The organism is Rhizobium sp. BK529 (assembly GCF_014194105.1).
Taxonomy (GTDB): Bacteria; Pseudomonadota; Alphaproteobacteria; order Rhizobiales; family Rhizobiaceae; genus Rhizobium.
Genome location: NZ_JACIAU010000001.1, coordinates 1724924 through 1738978 on the forward strand (window position 1 = coordinate 1724924; position 14055 = coordinate 1738978).

Sequence of the window (14055 nt, forward strand, 5' to 3'; positions counted from 1 at the left end):
AACCGCGTGACGGTTGCCTGATCCAGAGAGGATCCAGAGCCGGTGCGCCAAACGGAACATTCGATGACGCAAACGATTTTTGTCCTGAACGGGCCCAACCTGAATATGCTGGGCAAACGAGAACCTGGCATATATGGCGGCAAGACGCTCAAGGACATTGAGACGGACTGCAAGGCCGCAGGCCGCGAACTCGGTTTCGACATCGATTTCCGCCAAAGCAATCACGAGGGCACGCTTGTGGACTGGTTCCACGAAGCGGATGAAAAGGCCGTCGGCGTTGCCATCAATGCGGGCGCCTATACGCACACGTCGGTCGCGCTACATGATGCTATCCGCGCCATTTCCATTCCCGTCATCGAGCTGCATATATCGAACGTGCATGCTCGGGAGGAATTCCGCCACAAGTCAATGATCGCGCCGGCGTGCAAGGGCGTAATCTGCGGCTTTGGGCCTTACAGCTACATCCTGGCGCTCAACGCGCTGAAGAACATCACAGCATAAAAAGAAGACAGGGCAACACTCATGGCTGAAAAGAAATCCGGTATCGATCAGGCACTGATCCGCGATCTTGCCAACATCCTGAAGGACACGGATCTAACTGAGATCGAGGTCGAGCAGGAAGATCTGCGTATCCGCGTTTCGCGTGCAGGCACGACCCAGTATATCCAGGCGCCGATCGCAGGCCCTGCCTATGCAGCGCCGGCTGCGGTTGCAGCAGCTCCGGCTACGGCGGCTGCCCCGGCTGCGACGGCAGGCCGTAACCCGGCGAACACGGTCAACGCGCCGATGGTCGGCACAGCCTATATGGCACCGGCTCCCGGCGCGAGCCCGTTCATCGAAGTCGGCGCCACGGTCAAGGAGGGCCAGACGCTGATCATCATCGAAGCGATGAAGACGATGAACCAGATCCCCTCGCCGAAGTCCGGCAAGGTCACGGAAATCCTCGTCGAAGACGGTTCGCCCGTCGAATACGGCCAGCCGCTCGTCGTCATCGAATAAGGCTTCAGCCATGATCTCGAAGATCCTCATAGCCAACCGCGGCGAGATCGCCCTTCGCGTGCTGCGCGCCTGCAAGGAGCTCGGCATTGCAAGCGTGGCCGTGCATTCGACGGCCGATGCAGATGCCATGCATGTGCGCCTTGCCGACGAAAGTGTGTGCATCGGCCCGCCGCCGTCGCGCGAAAGCTATCTCAACATCCATCAGATCGTCGCGGCGTGCGAAATCACCGGCGCTGACGCCGTGCATCCGGGCTACGGGTTCCTGTCGGAAAATGCCAAGTTCGCCGATATTCTCGAAGCCCACGGCATCACCTTCATCGGCCCGACGGCTGAACATATCCGCATCATGGGCGACAAAATCACTGCCAAGACCACCGCGTTGGAACTCGGCATTCCAGTCGTTCCGGGCTCCGACGGTGAAGTGAAGACCGAGGAGGATGCGCTGAAGACGGCTGCTCTGATCGGCTATCCGGTGCTGATCAAGGCGACGGCCGGCGGTGGCGGGCGCGGCATGAAGGTTGCCAAGACCGAAGCAGATCTGATCGTGGCCTGGTCGACGGCCCGCACGGAAGCGCTTGCCGCTTTCGGCAATGACGCCGTGTATATGGAAAAGTACCTCGAAAAGCCCCGCCATATCGAAATCCAGGTATTCGGCGATGGCGAGGGCAATGCGATCCATCTCGGCGAACGCGACTGCTCGCTCCAGCGCCGTCACCAGAAGGTCTGGGAAGAGGCAAATTCTCCTGCCCTCAATGTTGAACAGCGCATGAAGATTGGCCAGATCTGCGCCGACGCCATGAAGAAATTGAAATATCGCGGTGCCGGGACTATCGAATTCCTCTATGAAAATGGCGAGTTCTATTTCATCGAAATGAACACCCGTCTGCAGGTGGAGCATCCAGTAACGGAAGCGATCACCGGCATCGATCTCGTGCATGAGCAGATCCGTGTCGCCTCCGGCGGCGGTCTTTCGGTCACGCAGGATGAAGTAAACTTCCATGGCCATGCCATCGAATGCCGTATCAATGCCGAGGATGCACGCACCTTCGTGCCCTCGCCCGGCACGATCACACATTTCCACGCACCGGGTGGCCTTGGCGTACGCATCGATTCGGGCGCCTATCAGGGCTATAAGATTCCGCCTTATTACGACAGCCTCATCGGCAAGCTGATCGTCCATGGTCGTACACGCGTCGAATGCATGATGCGACTACGCCGTGCGCTCGATGAATTTGTCGTTGACGGGATCAAGACAACGCTGCCACTGTTCCAGGATCTCGTTTCCAACCAAGATATCGCCAATGGCGACTACGATATCCATTGGCTGGAAAAGTATCTCGAGGACAGCAAGCCGGCGGCATAGGACAGGAATGGCGGGAGTGCGCAGGAAATCACCGGGCATTACCCCTGAGATTCTCCTGCGCGCCTATTCGATTGGCCTCTTCCCAATGGCCGAATCCGCAGACGACCCTGAGATCTTCTGGGTCGAACCTGATGTCCGCGGTGTCTTGCCGCTCGACGAGCGTTTTCACGTTTCCAAAAGCCTTCGAAAGACGATCCGTCGGAAGCCATTCGATATCCGCTTCAACAGCGATTTCGATGCTGTCATTGTTGCTTGCGCACAGGAGACATCCGATCGTCCGAGCACCTGGATCAACGAAACCATCAAGACCCTCTATTCTGCCCTGCATCGAATGGGGCACGCCCATTCGGTCGAAGCCTGGGACGATGAAGAACTCGTCGGCGGGCTCTACGGCGTTTCGCTTGGTTCGGCTTTCTTCGGAGAGAGCATGTTTTCACGGCGAACCGATGCTTCGAAGATCTGTCTCGTTCATCTGGTAGAGCGTCTGCGAGAAAAGCACTTCACGCTGCTCGACACGCAATTCACGACAGAGCATCTGAAGACGTTCGGAGCAATCGACGTGCCCAAGGCGGATTATGCTCTGCTGCTCGCCGAGGCGATGGAATCACCGCACCTGCAGTTTTAAGGTTGAATATTTCATCCTTACGTTGATTTTTCGGTCGAACTGATTAAGGTCGAAATACATTGGAGGATGGAATTTTGAAGCGATATTTTGCGGCAGCACTGCTTTTCGCCCTGGTTGCCAGCGTGGCCAATGCCCGCCCCTACCGGGAAATGTTTCCGAACAAGACCGATTTTTCCGATGAGGAAAAGCAGGTTCTGGGAAAGCTCGATTTCCAGCAAGGAGCGATCAGGCTGCCGGCTGCCAAGGCGACACTGAACGTCCCCGCTGGCTTTTATTACCTCAGCTCCGAAGATACGAAGACGGTGCTCGTCGATATCTGGGGAAACCCTCCGGGGTCGGCTGCTGATGCGCTCGGTATGTTATTTCCTGCACAATATGCCCCGACTGAGGCTGGCGCATGGGGTTCGGTGATCGAATACAGCGCAGATGGCTACGTGTCGGATGCCGACGCACAGACGATCGATTATGATGAGCTGCTGCAGAACATCAAGGATTCGATCGCCGAGAAAAATGCCGAGCGACAGAAGCAGGGCTTTCCCACAGTTACCCTCTTCGGGTGGGCCTCTGCCCCGCATTACGACCAGTCCGCGCATGCCTTGCACTGGGCGCGCGATCTGCTGTTCAATGAGAACGGAAACGCGCAGCATACGCTGAACTATTCCGTTCGCACGCTGGGCCGTGAAGGCGTATTTCAGTTCGATTTCGTTGCGGGCCTCGAACAGCTGAAAGAGATCGAGACTGCCATTCCTTCCGTGACGAAGCTCGTGCAGTTTGACAAGGGAATGGCCTATAACGATCACGTGGATGGCGACAAGATCGCTGCCTACGGGATGGCGGGGATGATCGCAGCAGGCGCCGGTGCCAAGGTTGCAGCAAAGGTCGGTCTGCTGGCAATCGCTGCTGCCTTCCTCAAAAAGGCGTGGATCCTGGTATTTGTGGTATTCGGCGGCGCGGTGAGCTTTGTGAAGAGGCTCTTTACGGGCAAGAAAACGCCCAACGCATAAATTACAGCCTGTGGTGTGTCGCATTGAACAGGTGTCGTGCGAAACGCGGCCCGCCGATCATCTCGCCGAAATATCTTGGGCCGAAAGTGGCTGATGCCGCGCCTCCGCTTTTACTTTACGCCGGCGCTATCCGGCGGAGGGACATCTGAGTTCTGCTTGCAATCCTTCAGCCACACGTCGTAGATCGGATGCTCGACGGCGTTAAGGCCGGGGCTGTCGGCAAACATCCAGCCCGTAAAGATTCGGCGGATCTTGCGGTCCAGCGTGATCTCATCGACTTCGACGAAACCGTCAATCTTCTGGGCTTCCGACTGGTCGCGCGAATAACAGGCCTTCGGCGTCACCTGCAGGGCGCCGAACTGGACCGTTTCGTTGACATAGACGTCGAAGGTTGTGATACGCCCAGTGATCTTGTCCAGGCCGGAGAAGACTGCGACTGGATTGTCGATGCGAGCCGCGTTTGCCGGAGTGGAAAGAAGCCCGGCGGAAAGCGCCAACAGCGATACAGTTCCCGCAGCCGGCAGGACCATGTTTCGCAGGGAAAGCTTCATATCTACCCGTCTCCAGCACGTATCAGGTTCATGGCCGCAGCAATTGCGGCCACCCTGCGGGTAAAGGTCAATTGTGGCCAAAGCGCGGGGCGGGCCCCCGCAATCCAATGCTTGATGCTCAGTTGCCCGGCGTCCACGCGTCGTAGTCGCCGGTTACGCGCGGACGTTCGCCGGTCGCAGCCAGAGAACCCGGAGGGCGGTAAGCCTGCGGCGAACCCGTCGGGTTCGCGCGGTGCGGCTTCTGCCATTCCCTGGCAACGTAATTTTCCTTCGACGGCGGAACGTCGGTGCGGTGATGCATCCAGCCATGCCAGCCCGGAGGAATGGCGGAGGCCTCCGCATAACCCTTGTAGATCACCCAACGCTTCGGCAGGCCGTAAGAGGAAAGACCGCCTTCATAATAGACATTGCCGAACTCGTCTTCACCGACGCGCTTGAAACCGCGAAGGGCGAACAGCGTGCCAAAAGTGTAGTTGTTCCACCAGGTGAAGGTGTGCAGAAGGAACTTCATCATGTCTTTATCCTCGTGGCCGCAGGACGCGGACGAAAGCAGATAGGCTTTTCCGCTTATGCCGCCGCCAAGCCGAATTGTCCAGTGATTCCCGCCTAAACTCGGGTCATTTCAGAGCCATCTTGAAACCGAGATGCGACGGTTTGAAACCCAGCCTTTCATAGAAACGATGGGCGTCCTTACGCACTGCATTCGATGTCAGCTGGACGAGCCGCACGCCGCGACTTTTCGCCTCGGCAATGGCAAATTCGATCATCTGAGCACCGATGCCCTGCCCCCGCATATCAGCCCGGGTCTGCACGGCCTCGATGATCATGGCGGATGAACCGCGCGCGTTGAGCGAGGTGGTGACAATTGTCTGAAAGGTGCCGACGACATCACCATCCCGTTCGGCGACATAAAGCATCCGATCGGGCGAGGCTGCGATCGCCGCAAAGGCGCGGGCGTATTCCGGATAGGCCTCTGGATCGGTCGTATCCCCATGGCCACCGAGCGGATCGGCAGCAAACATGGCGATCAAAGCCTGCAGATCGGCTTCACGCGCCTGGCGGATGATGATGTCACCGAATGTCATATCAGTGGAGCTCGAGCGCCTTTTCGAAAACCAGCGTCGGAATACCGGATTGGCCGGGACCGCTGTTCTCGTTGCGGCCGGCTTCGACGAAACCGAGCCGTGTGTAGAAATGGACGGCTTCGTGATTCTGAACCTCCACTTCCAGCCGCATGATCTCGGCATCCGGAAAGCAGGTTTCGAGCTCGGCGAAGATATCGCGGCCGATGCCCTGGCGCTGCAAATCCGGCTTCACATAGAGAAGGTGCAGCATGACTGTCTTCGTCATCTCGGATGACATCGCTGCATAACCCATGCCGCCGATATCCCGGCCGTCGTCGGCAACGAGGAATTCGGCATTTTTCTTCGTGAGCCGCGCCTTCAGAGCCGCCGGCGAAAAGAGATTGGCAACGAGTTCGTTAACTTTTGCGACGCCATGGCCGGCGTCATAGACAGCATGGAAACTCTCGACCAGCAGGGCGCGGACTTTTTCCAGATCGCGCTCGCTGGCCGTACGGACGAAATAAACCAAGACCTTCTCCTTGCGGCATCAGTATCCCGAAACCGCTTCGCGCCGTTCAACCGAGCGGTCGTCGACTATTCTTCCTCGATACCGAGCTTGGCCTTGACGAGGGCCTGCACCGCCTGCGGGTTGGCCTTGCCGCCGGTCGCCTTCATGACCTGACCGACGAACCAGCCGGCAAGCGTCGGTTTCGCCTTGACCTTGGCGACCTGATCCGGGTTGGCCGCGATGATCTCGTCGACGGCCTTTTCGATCGCGCCTGTATCCGTCACCTGCTTCAGGCCGCGGCTTTCGACGATCTCCGCAGGGTCACCGCATTCGTTGAGAATGATCTCGAAAACATCTTTGGCGATCTTGCCGGAGATGGTCTCGGCCTTGATGAGGTCGATGATGGCACCGAGCTGGGCCGGAGAAACCGGCGTTTCCTCGATATCCTTTCCGGTTCGATTCAGGGCGCCGAGCAAATCGTTGATGACCCAGTTGGCAGCCGTCTTGCCGTCGCGACCTTCGGCAACGGCCTCGAAGTAATCGGCAATCGCCTTTTCCGAGACGAGCACGGAGGCATCGTAGATCGAGAGTCCGAGCTCGCGAACGAAACGCTCCTTCTTGTCGTCAGGCAGTTCCGGCAGATGCTGGGCGAGATCGCTGATGAAGGCGTCATCGAATTCGAGCGGCAGAAGGTCCGGATCGGGGAAATAGCGATAGTCATGCGCATCTTCCTTGGTACGCATGGAACGCGTCTCGCCCTTGTTTGCGTCGAACAGGCGGGTTTCCTGATCGATCGTGCCCCCATCCTCGAGAATACCAATCTGCCGACGGGCTTCGAATTCGATCGCCTGACCGATGAAGCGGATAGAGTTGACGTTCTTGATTTCGCAGCGCGTGCCGAAAGGCTCGCCCGGGCGGCGCACCGAGACGTTGACGTCGGCGCGCATGGAGCCCTCGTCCATGTTACCGTCGCAGGTGCCGAGATACCGCACGATGGAGCGCAGCTTCGTCATGTAGGCCTTGGCCTCGTCGGAGCTGCGCATATCCGGCTTGGAGACGATTTCCATCAGTGCCACGCCGGAACGATTGAGATCCACATAGGACATGGTCGGATGCTGGTCGTGCATCGACTTGCCGGCATCCTGTTCCAGATGCAGGCGCTCGATGCCGATTTCGATATCCTCGAACTGGCCCTGACGATCCGGGCCGAGCGAGATCACAATCTTGCCTTCGCCGACGATCGGGTCCTTATACTGGGAGATCTGGTAGCCCTGCGGCAGGTCCGGATAGAAATAGTTCTTACGATCGAAGACTGAGCGCTTGTTGATCTGCGCCTTCAGACCGAGGCCGGTGCGCACTGCCTGCTTGACACATTCCTCGTTAATGACGGGCAGCATGCCGGGCATGGCAGCGTCGACGAGCGATACGTTCGAATTCTGCGGCCGACCGAATTCCGTCGAAGCGCCGGAAAACAGCTTGGAATTGGAGAGCACCTGGGCATGGACTTCCATACCGATGATGACTTCCCAATCGCCGGTGGCGCCGGGGATATAACGTTTCGGATCAGGCGTGCGAACGTCGACAATGGTCATGAGATGCTCTTCGAAGGCTGTTCTTTTCAACTGGTGAGGTAAAGGAAATGGCTTGCCGGTGCAAGGCTTTCAGCGGTTAGAAACCGGGACCATAGGCTTCCGGTTCCTGCGGGCCGAGATGTTTCGTGAGCCCTACAGAGGGCACGTCACGGTCCAGCTTCGGATTGTAGGCGACCGAGAGCCAGTGGATCGCGTAACCATGCTTCTGGAAGAAGGCGATTGCCTCGGAATTTCCCGAATGGGTCTGCATCGCCGCTTTCTCGAAACCTTGCTCGAAAATATCGGTCTCGATGCGCTCCAGCAGCGCAGTGCCCAGCCCCTGTCGGTTGAAGGTCGGGTCGATCCAGAAATCGGAAATCGTCTCGTCCAGCCCTTCGCGCGCAGCCCAACCGGCAACCTGTCCGTTCTGCTCGATGACGGTGACGGTCAGCCAATTATTGTCCACAAAGGTCCGGAAAGCGCTGCGGGCTCCGTCCGTCATGGCGTCCGATTCACCGATCAATGCCATCGCTCTTTGCCAGGCTCGCAAGCCGATTTCACTCAAGAGTTCCGTTTCGCCTTCGCGGGCATTGCGAATGTGGATCAATGGCATCTCCGCTCTACAACAGGGAGTAGACCATTGAGTCGGGCAACTTTCCAGTCCCTCCAATGAGATATCGAGCCAAAGCGCATTTATCCGCGGCTTTTCAAATCCTGCCTTCCGCTTGACCGGACTGCGGCTGATGATAAAAACCACGCCAGAGGTGTTTTATGTCTAACCTGTCTGAGTCCCGGTAAAGGCCCTGCCCGCGAGCACAGCCTCGCGTGCATGGGCCTGAAAAACGAAGCCGCGGCGTATCGGCTAAGCCCGATCGCCAAATCGTTTTCGTGCGCCTCCATGGAGGCGCGTTTCCGGATCAACAGCAATGGACATCTCGCGCGCAGAACAGCGCATCCTGCACCTTATGGCCCAGGGTGGCCGTATCGAAATTACCCGCGACGACAACAAGAAGATTGAAACGGTGAGCTGCTTCACCCGTGATGGCTGGGTCTATCCTGGCTTCGGTCTGGAGCTTTTCCGCAGGCTGAAGCGGCTGAAGGCGATCAAGTCATCTGCCGGCCAGCCTTATCGGATTACCGAAAGAGGGCTGCAGCTGGTCAGGTCGCAACTCGATAATCGATAGAATGACAAGAACCTGGCCGCGTGACGAAATCGTTGCGCGGCCAAGGCGATTTCAAAGCTTTTCCGAAAGTTCTGTGCGCATCGCTGCCCACTCTTCCGCGATCGTGCCGGTGCCGATCGTCTTGCCGGCGCGGCGATACCAGTAGCCGGCATTCCAGTCGTCACCTTCGACCCGATGACAGAGTGCATGCCCCCAGTCGAACCGCTGTTCGCCCTCGTGGTTCTGGCAGATCTCATGAACTGCCTCCCACTCCGCACCCATTTTGAAACCTTTGGCCGCGAGGCGATCAAAGGCCTCGATCAACCGCGCAAGATCCTGTTTCGGCATGAGGCCCTCCCTGCAAAGTCCTCATTCTATAACAGTCGCCGCCTCGAAATCCGAGACGGCGCCCGCTTTTCTTCAGTCGCGGAGATTGATGATGTCGTTCATCAATCCGCCGTGTTGAGAAGCGAACGCGTAGCGTTCATCAGCAGAATCAACAACGCCGACCATCTTCTGGTCGGCGTCAGCAATCTCTACGGATCGTTAGGCTTGCTACCACCACTTGGCCGGCGTAAACTTGCCAGCCGCCTGTTCGATAACATGGGCAGTCTTGAAGAGCGTCTCCTCGTCGAAAGCCTTGCCGATGAGCTGCAAGCCGAGCGGCAGACCCTTGTGATCGAGGCCGGCGGGAACGGCAATGCCGGGCAGCCCGGCCATGTTGACCGTGACTGTGAAGATGTCGTTCAGGTACATCTTCACCGGATCGGAAGCCAGGTTCTCGTCGGCAACGCCGAAAGCAGACGATGGGGTCGCCGGAGTCAGGATGGCGTCGACACCGGCATCGAAGGCGAGTTCGAAGTCGCGCTTGATTAGGGTGCGCACCTTCTGGGCGCGCAGGTAATAGGCGTCGTAGTAACCGGCGGACAGAACATAGGTGCCGATCATGATACGGCGCTTGACTTCCTGGCCGAAGCCGGCGGCACGTGTCTTCTCATACATGTCGACGATGTCCTTACCGTCGACGCGTAGACCATAGCGAACACCGTCATAACGGGCGAGGTTCGAAGAAGCCTCAGCGGGTGCCACGATATAATAGGCCGGCAGCGCATATTTGGTGTGCGGCAGCGAGATGTTGACGATTTCGGCGCCGGCATCCTTCAACCAGGCAATGCCCTGCTGCCAGATGGCCTCGATCTCGTCCGGCATGCCGTCGACGCGATATTCGTTGGGAATACCGATCTTCATGCCCTTCAGCGACTGGCCGATGGCAGCTTCGTAATCCGGAACCGGCAGATCAACCGAGGTCGTATCCTTGGCATCGACGCTTGCCATCGATTTCAGCAGGATTGCTGCGTCGCGAACGTCGCGGGCAATCGGGCCGGCCTGATCGAGCGAGGAAGCGAAGGCAACCGTGCCCCAGCGCGAGCAGCGACCGTAAGTAGGTTTGATGCCGACGGTCCCGGTAAATGCTGCAGGCTGGCGGATCGAGCCGCCAGTATCGGTCGCGGTGGCGCCGGCGCAGAGATGGGCGGCAACGGCTGCAGCCGAACCGCCGGAAGAACCGCCAGGTACCAGCTGCTGGTTCGAGCCAGCGGCACGCCAGGGGTTGATGACAGCGCCATAATGCGAGGTCTCGTTAGAGGAGCCCATCGCAAACTCGTCCATGTTCAGCTTGCCGAGCATGACGGCGCCGTCGTCCCAGAGGTTCTGGGTCACGGTCGATTCGTAGCGCGGCTCGAAACCATCGAGAATATGGCTGCAGGCCTGGGTATGCACGCCGACTGTTGCGAACAGGTCCTTGATGCCCAGCGGAATGCCTTCGAGATCGCCTGCCTTGCCAGCCGCGATGCGCTCGTCGGAATTCTTCGCCATGACGCGCGCAAGGTCCGGCGTGACCTTGATGTAGGCGTTGAGCTGGCCATTGGCCGCGTCGATCGCCGAAATATAGGCTTCGGTCAATTCGGTTGCGGTGATTTCCTTGGCGCGCAGCTTTTGGCGGGCTTCGGCAATGGTCAGGCTGGTAAGTTCGCTCATCGTGTTTTCGCTTCAGATCTGGAAATGGCAACAGGGGTCGGAAAGAGGCGGTCAAAGCCTTATTCGACGACTTTCGGCACCAGGAAGAAATTGTGGTCGCTCACGGGGGCATTGGCAACGATATCGGCAGCCTTGTTGCCGTCATCGACGACATCGGCGCGCTTCTTCATTTCCATCGGCGTCACCGAGGTCATGGCCTCGACGCCTTCGACATTTACCTCGGAAAGCTGCTCGACAAAGCCGAGGATGCCATTCAATTCACCGACCATGCGATTTGCCTCTTCTTCCGAGACGGCAATGCGGGCAAGGCGCGCGACGCGCTTAACGGTGGCGAGATCGACGGACATGGCATACTCCGGATAGGAATTTTCCTATCGCTATAAAGACCATGTCCGTCCTGTGCAACGGGTTTGCCTTTTCGGCAGCGCAGAATTCCTCCCCTCAAATCGACCTGGATTCGAGGAGTTGCGCATCAGAGCAGCAGGCTTTCGCCGGGCTTCGGCGCCTTTACTTGCGTCTTCGATGCTTCCATGCCGGCTATGAACTTTTCCGGCGTCTGGTCGATAATCGGGAAAGTTCCGTAGTGGCAGGGAACAGCGGTCTTGAAGTTGAAGTAGCGCTGGCAGGCAAGAGCCGCCACCGCGCCGCCCATGGTGAAGCGGTCGCCGACCGGCACGATACCGATATCCGGCTGATGCAGTTCGTCGATCAGCGCCATGTCGGAGAAGATATCTGTATCGCCCATATGGAAAAGGCTCGGTTCATCGTCGAAATGCAGCATCAGGCCGTTCGCGTTGCCGAGCGAATGAGAGACTCCATCCTCCGTCATCTGAGCGGAGGAATGCAGCGCATTGGTGAAGGTCGCGGTAAAGCTGTCGAGCGAGACCGTGCCGCCGGTATTGCCCATTTCCAGCTTCCCGACACCCTTGGTGCCGAGCCAGGAAGCGAGATCGGCGTTGGCGAGAACGACGGCGCCGGTCTCTTTGGCGATCAGCACCGTATCACCGAGATGATCGCCATGGCCATGAGTAAGCAGGATATGGGTGATGCCGTTGGTCACATCCTTGATGTCCTGACCGGCAAAGGACGAATTATGGGTCAGGAAGGGATCGATCAGGATTTTGGCGGCTTTTGTCTCGATACGGAAAGCAGAATGGCCGAGCCAGGTGATCTTCATGAAAGTCTCCTTTATTACGTGATGCAAAAGACGATTTCGGGGTCGGACTGGTTTAAAGCAGTCCCGGTCGGAAACCGCTTCGCACTTTTTCTGGAATTGCTCTAAGGACATAGCCGATATGGCCGCAAAGAAAAGCGGCAGGAACTTCAATTTCTTTTGACGGGATGACACGGTAATGACGGTGCTGACGATCGAGGAACTGGCCGGAACGCTCGGCCCCGGACAGGCAATCGCCGGCCTCGATCTCGGCACGAAGACCATCGGGCTTGCCATGTCCGATCTCGGGCGCCGCTTCGCGACACCGCGTCCGGTCATCAGACGCGAGAAATTCGCAATCGATGCCGAGACCCTGCTGGCCTTCGCCGCGAAAGAGAAGGTCGCGGCCTTCGTGATCGGCCTGCCCATGAACATGGATGGATCAGCGGGGCCGCGAGTGCAGGCCACGCGCGCCTTCGTGCGTAACATGGAGCAGAAGACCGCTCTTCCCTTTGTCTATTGGGATGAGCGGCTATCGACGGTCGCGGCAGAACGGGCCCTGCTGGAAATGGATGTTTCGCGGGCAAAACGCGCCGAACGTATCGATTCGGCGGCTGCGAGCTTCATTCTTCAAGGAGCGCTCGACAGGCTTTCCTTGCTGGCGAGATCGGCGGACGACACCGAGGCGTGACGTGCCTTCCACCATGCCGAAATCCGATGGCGTTTGCGGAAGCCCATGATGGCGAAGACGACGAGGCTGTCGACGGCGATGGCGCGGGCAACCAGTGGCGGAATTTCCTCCGGCGGCAGGCCGAGCACCTTGCCGTAAACCTGGAAGGTCAGGTCGTGGACCTGCCGCGTCAGCATGAAGATGCCGAAGTTCAGATCGTAATAGGAAAGCCAATACCAGCCCGCCAGGAAGACGATCGGACCGGCCCAGAAGATCAGAAACCACTTCATGCGGCCTCTCCTTCGTGCTTGCGCAGGACCGGCATATCAAGAGAAACGAGCCAGACCGACGATGCCATGATGCAGAGAACGAGCGCGGGCACGGCAATATCCAGCGCCAGCACAGCGAAAAACATCATCGCCGCGACAAGCAACGCGGTTCTGGCGATTTTGGTTCCCATGGCTGAACTCGGGTCCACACTCGTTACATTTCTACTGAGGACCACACTGGCCGGTTACCCCTGACCACGCAATGTAAACCATTTGTTAAGGTTAACAGGCAGACGCCGGCTGTGGATTGTTCAGCCGTAAACGCCGCGCACCAACCGCTTCAACGCACCTGCCGCCTTCTCCCAGTCCTTGCCGTTCTTCAGGACCAGACCGGCGCATTGCCCGCCGGCTGCGGCGGCGAGCACGAGATGCTGTATAGAAGCGAAGATCAGCGCGTTGACGGCGGCGGTATCGACGCCCTTCGGCGGCGTCAGCGAACCACGCATGCGATCGAGCCACTGGCCCAGCGCCTTCGAACGCGCTTCTGAAAGACGCTTGACCTGTTCGGTATTTTCGGACACCTCCCAGGCGACGATGCGGCGCATCAGCGGATCGTCGCGGAGCGCTTGCAGGAAAAGCAGCGACAGGCGCTCCATGAGATCACCATAGGTCAAGAGGAACATGCCGCCGGTATCTTCGGGGATGCGGTCCTTGACCCAGTTGCCGAGATCGGTGCCTATCGCGTCTACGAGACCATCAAGACCACCGTAATAGCGGTAGATGAGCTGCTTGTCACAGCCGGCGCGGCGTGCAACGGCATTGATGCCGAAATTCTGGAAACCCTCTTCGGCCAGCAGGTTCTTGGCGGCCTTCAGGATGGCACGTTCCGTGGCGCTTCTGTCACGGATACGCTTTTCGGGCTCAGCGGCATTCGTCTGTTCGAGTGCGGCCACGGCAGTTTCATTCAGCATTCGGTCAACCCCGGTCTGTCACCAATCGGTGAGTACCAGTGGAATTTTCCGCCTACAATCCTATCTAATTGAGAAGACTGTGGATATTGATGGTACACTACTGTGCT

At 58.3% G+C, this 14055-nt stretch carries 20 protein-coding genes; 7 read left to right on the plus strand and 13 right to left on the minus strand.

What is annotated here, in order from left to right:
* Window positions 1-63: 63 nt before the first annotated feature.
* The 5 genes from aroQ (at window position 64) to FHX08_RS08710 (ending at window position 3991) form a co-directional block, all read left to right on the plus strand.
* Window positions 64-501: a type II 3-dehydroquinate dehydratase gene (aroQ, locus tag FHX08_RS08690; RefSeq protein ID WP_132651357.1), complete on the plus strand. Its 438-nt coding sequence runs from the start codon at window positions 64-66 to the stop codon at window positions 499-501.
* 21 nt (window positions 502-522) lie between these two features.
* Window positions 523-999, plus strand: a complete 477-nt coding sequence (gene accB / locus FHX08_RS08695) for an acetyl-CoA carboxylase biotin carboxyl carrier protein (protein WP_132651356.1) — start codon at window positions 523-525, stop codon at window positions 997-999.
* Window positions 1000-1009: 10 nt separating this feature from the next.
* On the plus strand, window positions 1010-2362 hold the full coding sequence (gene accC, locus FHX08_RS08700) for an acetyl-CoA carboxylase biotin carboxylase subunit (RefSeq protein WP_132651355.1): 1353 nt from the start codon (window positions 1010-1012) through the stop codon (window positions 2360-2362).
* A 7-nt stretch (window positions 2363-2369) separates the two neighbouring features.
* The gene (gene aat, locus FHX08_RS08705) at window positions 2370-2987 is read left to right on the plus strand and encodes a leucyl/phenylalanyl-tRNA--protein transferase (RefSeq protein WP_132651354.1); all 618 of its coding nucleotides are present in this window, start codon (window positions 2370-2372) and stop codon (window positions 2985-2987) included.
* A gap of 74 nt (window positions 2988-3061) precedes the next feature.
* A complete protein-coding gene (locus FHX08_RS08710; protein ID WP_132651353.1) occupies window positions 3062-3991 on the plus strand; it encodes a DUF2167 domain-containing protein in 930 nt (309 codons plus the stop codon).
* Between the two features lie 110 nt (window positions 3992-4101).
* On the opposite strand, the gene FHX08_RS08715 is transcribed toward FHX08_RS08710, so the two are convergent.
* The 6 genes from FHX08_RS08715 to FHX08_RS08740 all read right to left on the minus strand — a co-directional run bounded on the left by FHX08_RS08715 (window position 4102) and on the right by FHX08_RS08740 (window position 8292).
* Window positions 4102-4542 (minus strand): DUF2155 domain-containing protein, encoded by a 441-nt coding sequence (locus FHX08_RS08715; RefSeq protein WP_132651352.1) that lies wholly within the window; start codon window positions 4540-4542, stop codon window positions 4102-4104.
* Window positions 4543-4660: 118 nt separating this feature from the next.
* A complete protein-coding gene (locus tag FHX08_RS08720; protein WP_132651351.1) occupies window positions 4661-5056 on the minus strand; it encodes an NADH:ubiquinone oxidoreductase subunit NDUFA12 in 396 nt (131 codons plus the stop codon).
* Window positions 5057-5159: 103 nt separating this feature from the next.
* Window positions 5160-5627 carry a GNAT family N-acetyltransferase gene (locus FHX08_RS08725; protein WP_184327082.1) on the minus strand — a complete coding sequence of 156 codons (468 nt, stop codon included), beginning with the start codon at window positions 5625-5627 and terminating at the stop codon, window positions 5160-5162.
* A gap of 1 nt (window position 5628) precedes the next feature.
* Entirely contained in the window at window positions 5629-6135 is a 507-nt protein-coding gene (locus FHX08_RS08730) for a GNAT family N-acetyltransferase (protein ID WP_132651349.1), read from the minus strand.
* Window positions 6136-6200: 65 nt separating this feature from the next.
* Window positions 6201-7706 carry an Asp-tRNA(Asn)/Glu-tRNA(Gln) amidotransferase subunit GatB gene (gene gatB, locus FHX08_RS08735; RefSeq protein WP_132651348.1) on the minus strand — a complete coding sequence of 502 codons (1506 nt, stop codon included), beginning with the start codon at window positions 7704-7706 and terminating at the stop codon, window positions 6201-6203.
* Window positions 7707-7782: 76 nt separating this feature from the next.
* Entirely contained in the window at window positions 7783-8292 is a 510-nt protein-coding gene (locus tag FHX08_RS08740) for a GNAT family N-acetyltransferase (RefSeq protein ID WP_132651347.1), read from the minus strand.
* Between the two features lie 319 nt (window positions 8293-8611).
* On the opposite strand from FHX08_RS08740, the gene FHX08_RS08745 reads away from it, so the two are divergent.
* Entirely contained in the window at window positions 8612-8869 is a 258-nt protein-coding gene (locus tag FHX08_RS08745; protein ID WP_132651346.1) for a YjhX family toxin, read from the plus strand.
* 51 nt (window positions 8870-8920) lie between these two features.
* Here the strand turns inward: FHX08_RS08745 and FHX08_RS08750 are convergent, their stop codons facing one another.
* From FHX08_RS08750 to FHX08_RS08765, 4 genes are all read right to left on the minus strand, one after another.
* The gene (locus FHX08_RS08750) at window positions 8921-9196 is read right to left on the minus strand and encodes a hypothetical protein (RefSeq protein ID WP_132651345.1); all 276 of its coding nucleotides are present in this window, start codon (window positions 9194-9196) and stop codon (window positions 8921-8923) included.
* 207 nt (window positions 9197-9403) lie between these two features.
* Window positions 9404-10885, minus strand: coding sequence for an Asp-tRNA(Asn)/Glu-tRNA(Gln) amidotransferase subunit GatA (gene gatA / locus FHX08_RS08755; protein ID WP_132651344.1), 1482 nt, complete (start codon window positions 10883-10885; stop codon window positions 9404-9406).
* 59 nt (window positions 10886-10944) lie between these two features.
* On the minus strand, window positions 10945-11232 hold the full coding sequence (gene gatC, locus FHX08_RS08760) for an Asp-tRNA(Asn)/Glu-tRNA(Gln) amidotransferase subunit GatC (RefSeq protein WP_132651343.1): 288 nt from the start codon (window positions 11230-11232) through the stop codon (window positions 10945-10947).
* Window positions 11233-11357: 125 nt separating this feature from the next.
* Window positions 11358-12062: a metal-dependent hydrolase gene (locus FHX08_RS08765; RefSeq protein WP_132651342.1), complete on the minus strand. Its 705-nt coding sequence runs from the start codon at window positions 12060-12062 to the stop codon at window positions 11358-11360.
* Window positions 12063-12237: 175 nt separating this feature from the next.
* On the opposite strand from FHX08_RS08765, the gene ruvX reads away from it, so the two are divergent.
* Window positions 12238-12729: a Holliday junction resolvase RuvX gene (gene ruvX, locus FHX08_RS08770; protein WP_132651341.1), complete on the plus strand. Its 492-nt coding sequence runs from the start codon at window positions 12238-12240 to the stop codon at window positions 12727-12729.
* Here ruvX and FHX08_RS08775 read toward each other — a convergent pair.
* The 3 genes from FHX08_RS08775 to FHX08_RS08785 all read right to left on the minus strand — a co-directional run bounded on the left by FHX08_RS08775 (window position 12669) and on the right by FHX08_RS08785 (window position 13948).
* On the minus strand, window positions 12669-12998 hold the full coding sequence (locus FHX08_RS08775; RefSeq protein WP_132651340.1) for a DUF6105 family protein: 330 nt from the start codon (window positions 12996-12998) through the stop codon (window positions 12669-12671). The two genes, ruvX and FHX08_RS08775, sit on opposite strands and share 61 nt — an antisense overlap.
* Window positions 12995-13168 (minus strand): hypothetical protein, encoded by a 174-nt coding sequence (locus FHX08_RS08780; RefSeq protein WP_165911824.1) that lies wholly within the window; start codon window positions 13166-13168, stop codon window positions 12995-12997. Before FHX08_RS08780 ends, FHX08_RS08775 begins: the two co-directional genes overlap by 4 nt.
* A gap of 120 nt (window positions 13169-13288) precedes the next feature.
* Window positions 13289-13948, minus strand: a complete 660-nt coding sequence (locus tag FHX08_RS08785; RefSeq protein WP_132651339.1) for a TetR/AcrR family transcriptional regulator — start codon at window positions 13946-13948, stop codon at window positions 13289-13291.
* Window positions 13949-14055: the final 107 nt, after the last annotated feature.

Coding starts and splice junctions, on each gene's coding strand:
- aat (WP_132651354.1), top strand. CDS start 2,370: ATGGCGGGAGTGCGCAGGAAATCACCGGGCATTACCCCTGAGATTCTC.
- FHX08_RS08720 (WP_132651351.1), bottom strand. CDS start 5,056: ATGATGAAGTTCCTTCTGCACACCTTCACCTGGTGGAACAACTACACT.
- FHX08_RS08780 (WP_165911824.1), bottom strand. CDS start 13,168: ATGGGAACCAAAATCGCCAGAACCGCGTTGCTTGTCGCGGCGATGATG.
- FHX08_RS08725 (WP_184327082.1), bottom strand. CDS start 5,627: ATGACATTCGGTGACATCATCATCCGCCAGGCGCGTGAAGCCGATCTG.
- ruvX (WP_132651341.1), top strand. CDS start 12,238: ATGACGGTGCTGACGATCGAGGAACTGGCCGGAACGCTCGGCCCCGGA.
- FHX08_RS08750 (WP_132651345.1), bottom strand. CDS start 9,196: ATGCCGAAACAGGATCTTGCGCGGTTGATCGAGGCCTTTGATCGCCTC.
- gatB (WP_132651348.1), bottom strand. CDS start 7,706: ATGACCATTGTCGACGTTCGCACGCCTGATCCGAAACGTTATATCCCC.
- FHX08_RS08785 (WP_132651339.1), bottom strand. CDS start 13,948: ATGCTGAATGAAACTGCCGTGGCCGCACTCGAACAGACGAATGCCGCT.
- accB (WP_132651356.1), top strand. CDS start 523: ATGGCTGAAAAGAAATCCGGTATCGATCAGGCACTGATCCGCGATCTT.
- aroQ (WP_132651357.1), top strand. CDS start 64: ATGACGCAAACGATTTTTGTCCTGAACGGGCCCAACCTGAATATGCTG.
- gatA (WP_132651344.1), bottom strand. CDS start 10,885: ATGAGCGAACTTACCAGCCTGACCATTGCCGAAGCCCGCCAAAAGCTG.
- accC (WP_132651355.1), top strand. CDS start 1,010: ATGATCTCGAAGATCCTCATAGCCAACCGCGGCGAGATCGCCCTTCGC.
- FHX08_RS08775 (WP_132651340.1), bottom strand. CDS start 12,998: ATGAAGTGGTTTCTGATCTTCTGGGCCGGTCCGATCGTCTTCCTGGCG.
- FHX08_RS08765 (WP_132651342.1), bottom strand. CDS start 12,062: ATGAAGATCACCTGGCTCGGCCATTCTGCTTTCCGTATCGAGACAAAA.
- FHX08_RS08745 (WP_132651346.1), top strand. CDS start 8,612: ATGGACATCTCGCGCGCAGAACAGCGCATCCTGCACCTTATGGCCCAG.
- gatC (WP_132651343.1), bottom strand. CDS start 11,232: ATGTCCGTCGATCTCGCCACCGTTAAGCGCGTCGCGCGCCTTGCCCGC.
- FHX08_RS08715 (WP_132651352.1), bottom strand. CDS start 4,542: ATGAAGCTTTCCCTGCGAAACATGGTCCTGCCGGCTGCGGGAACTGTA.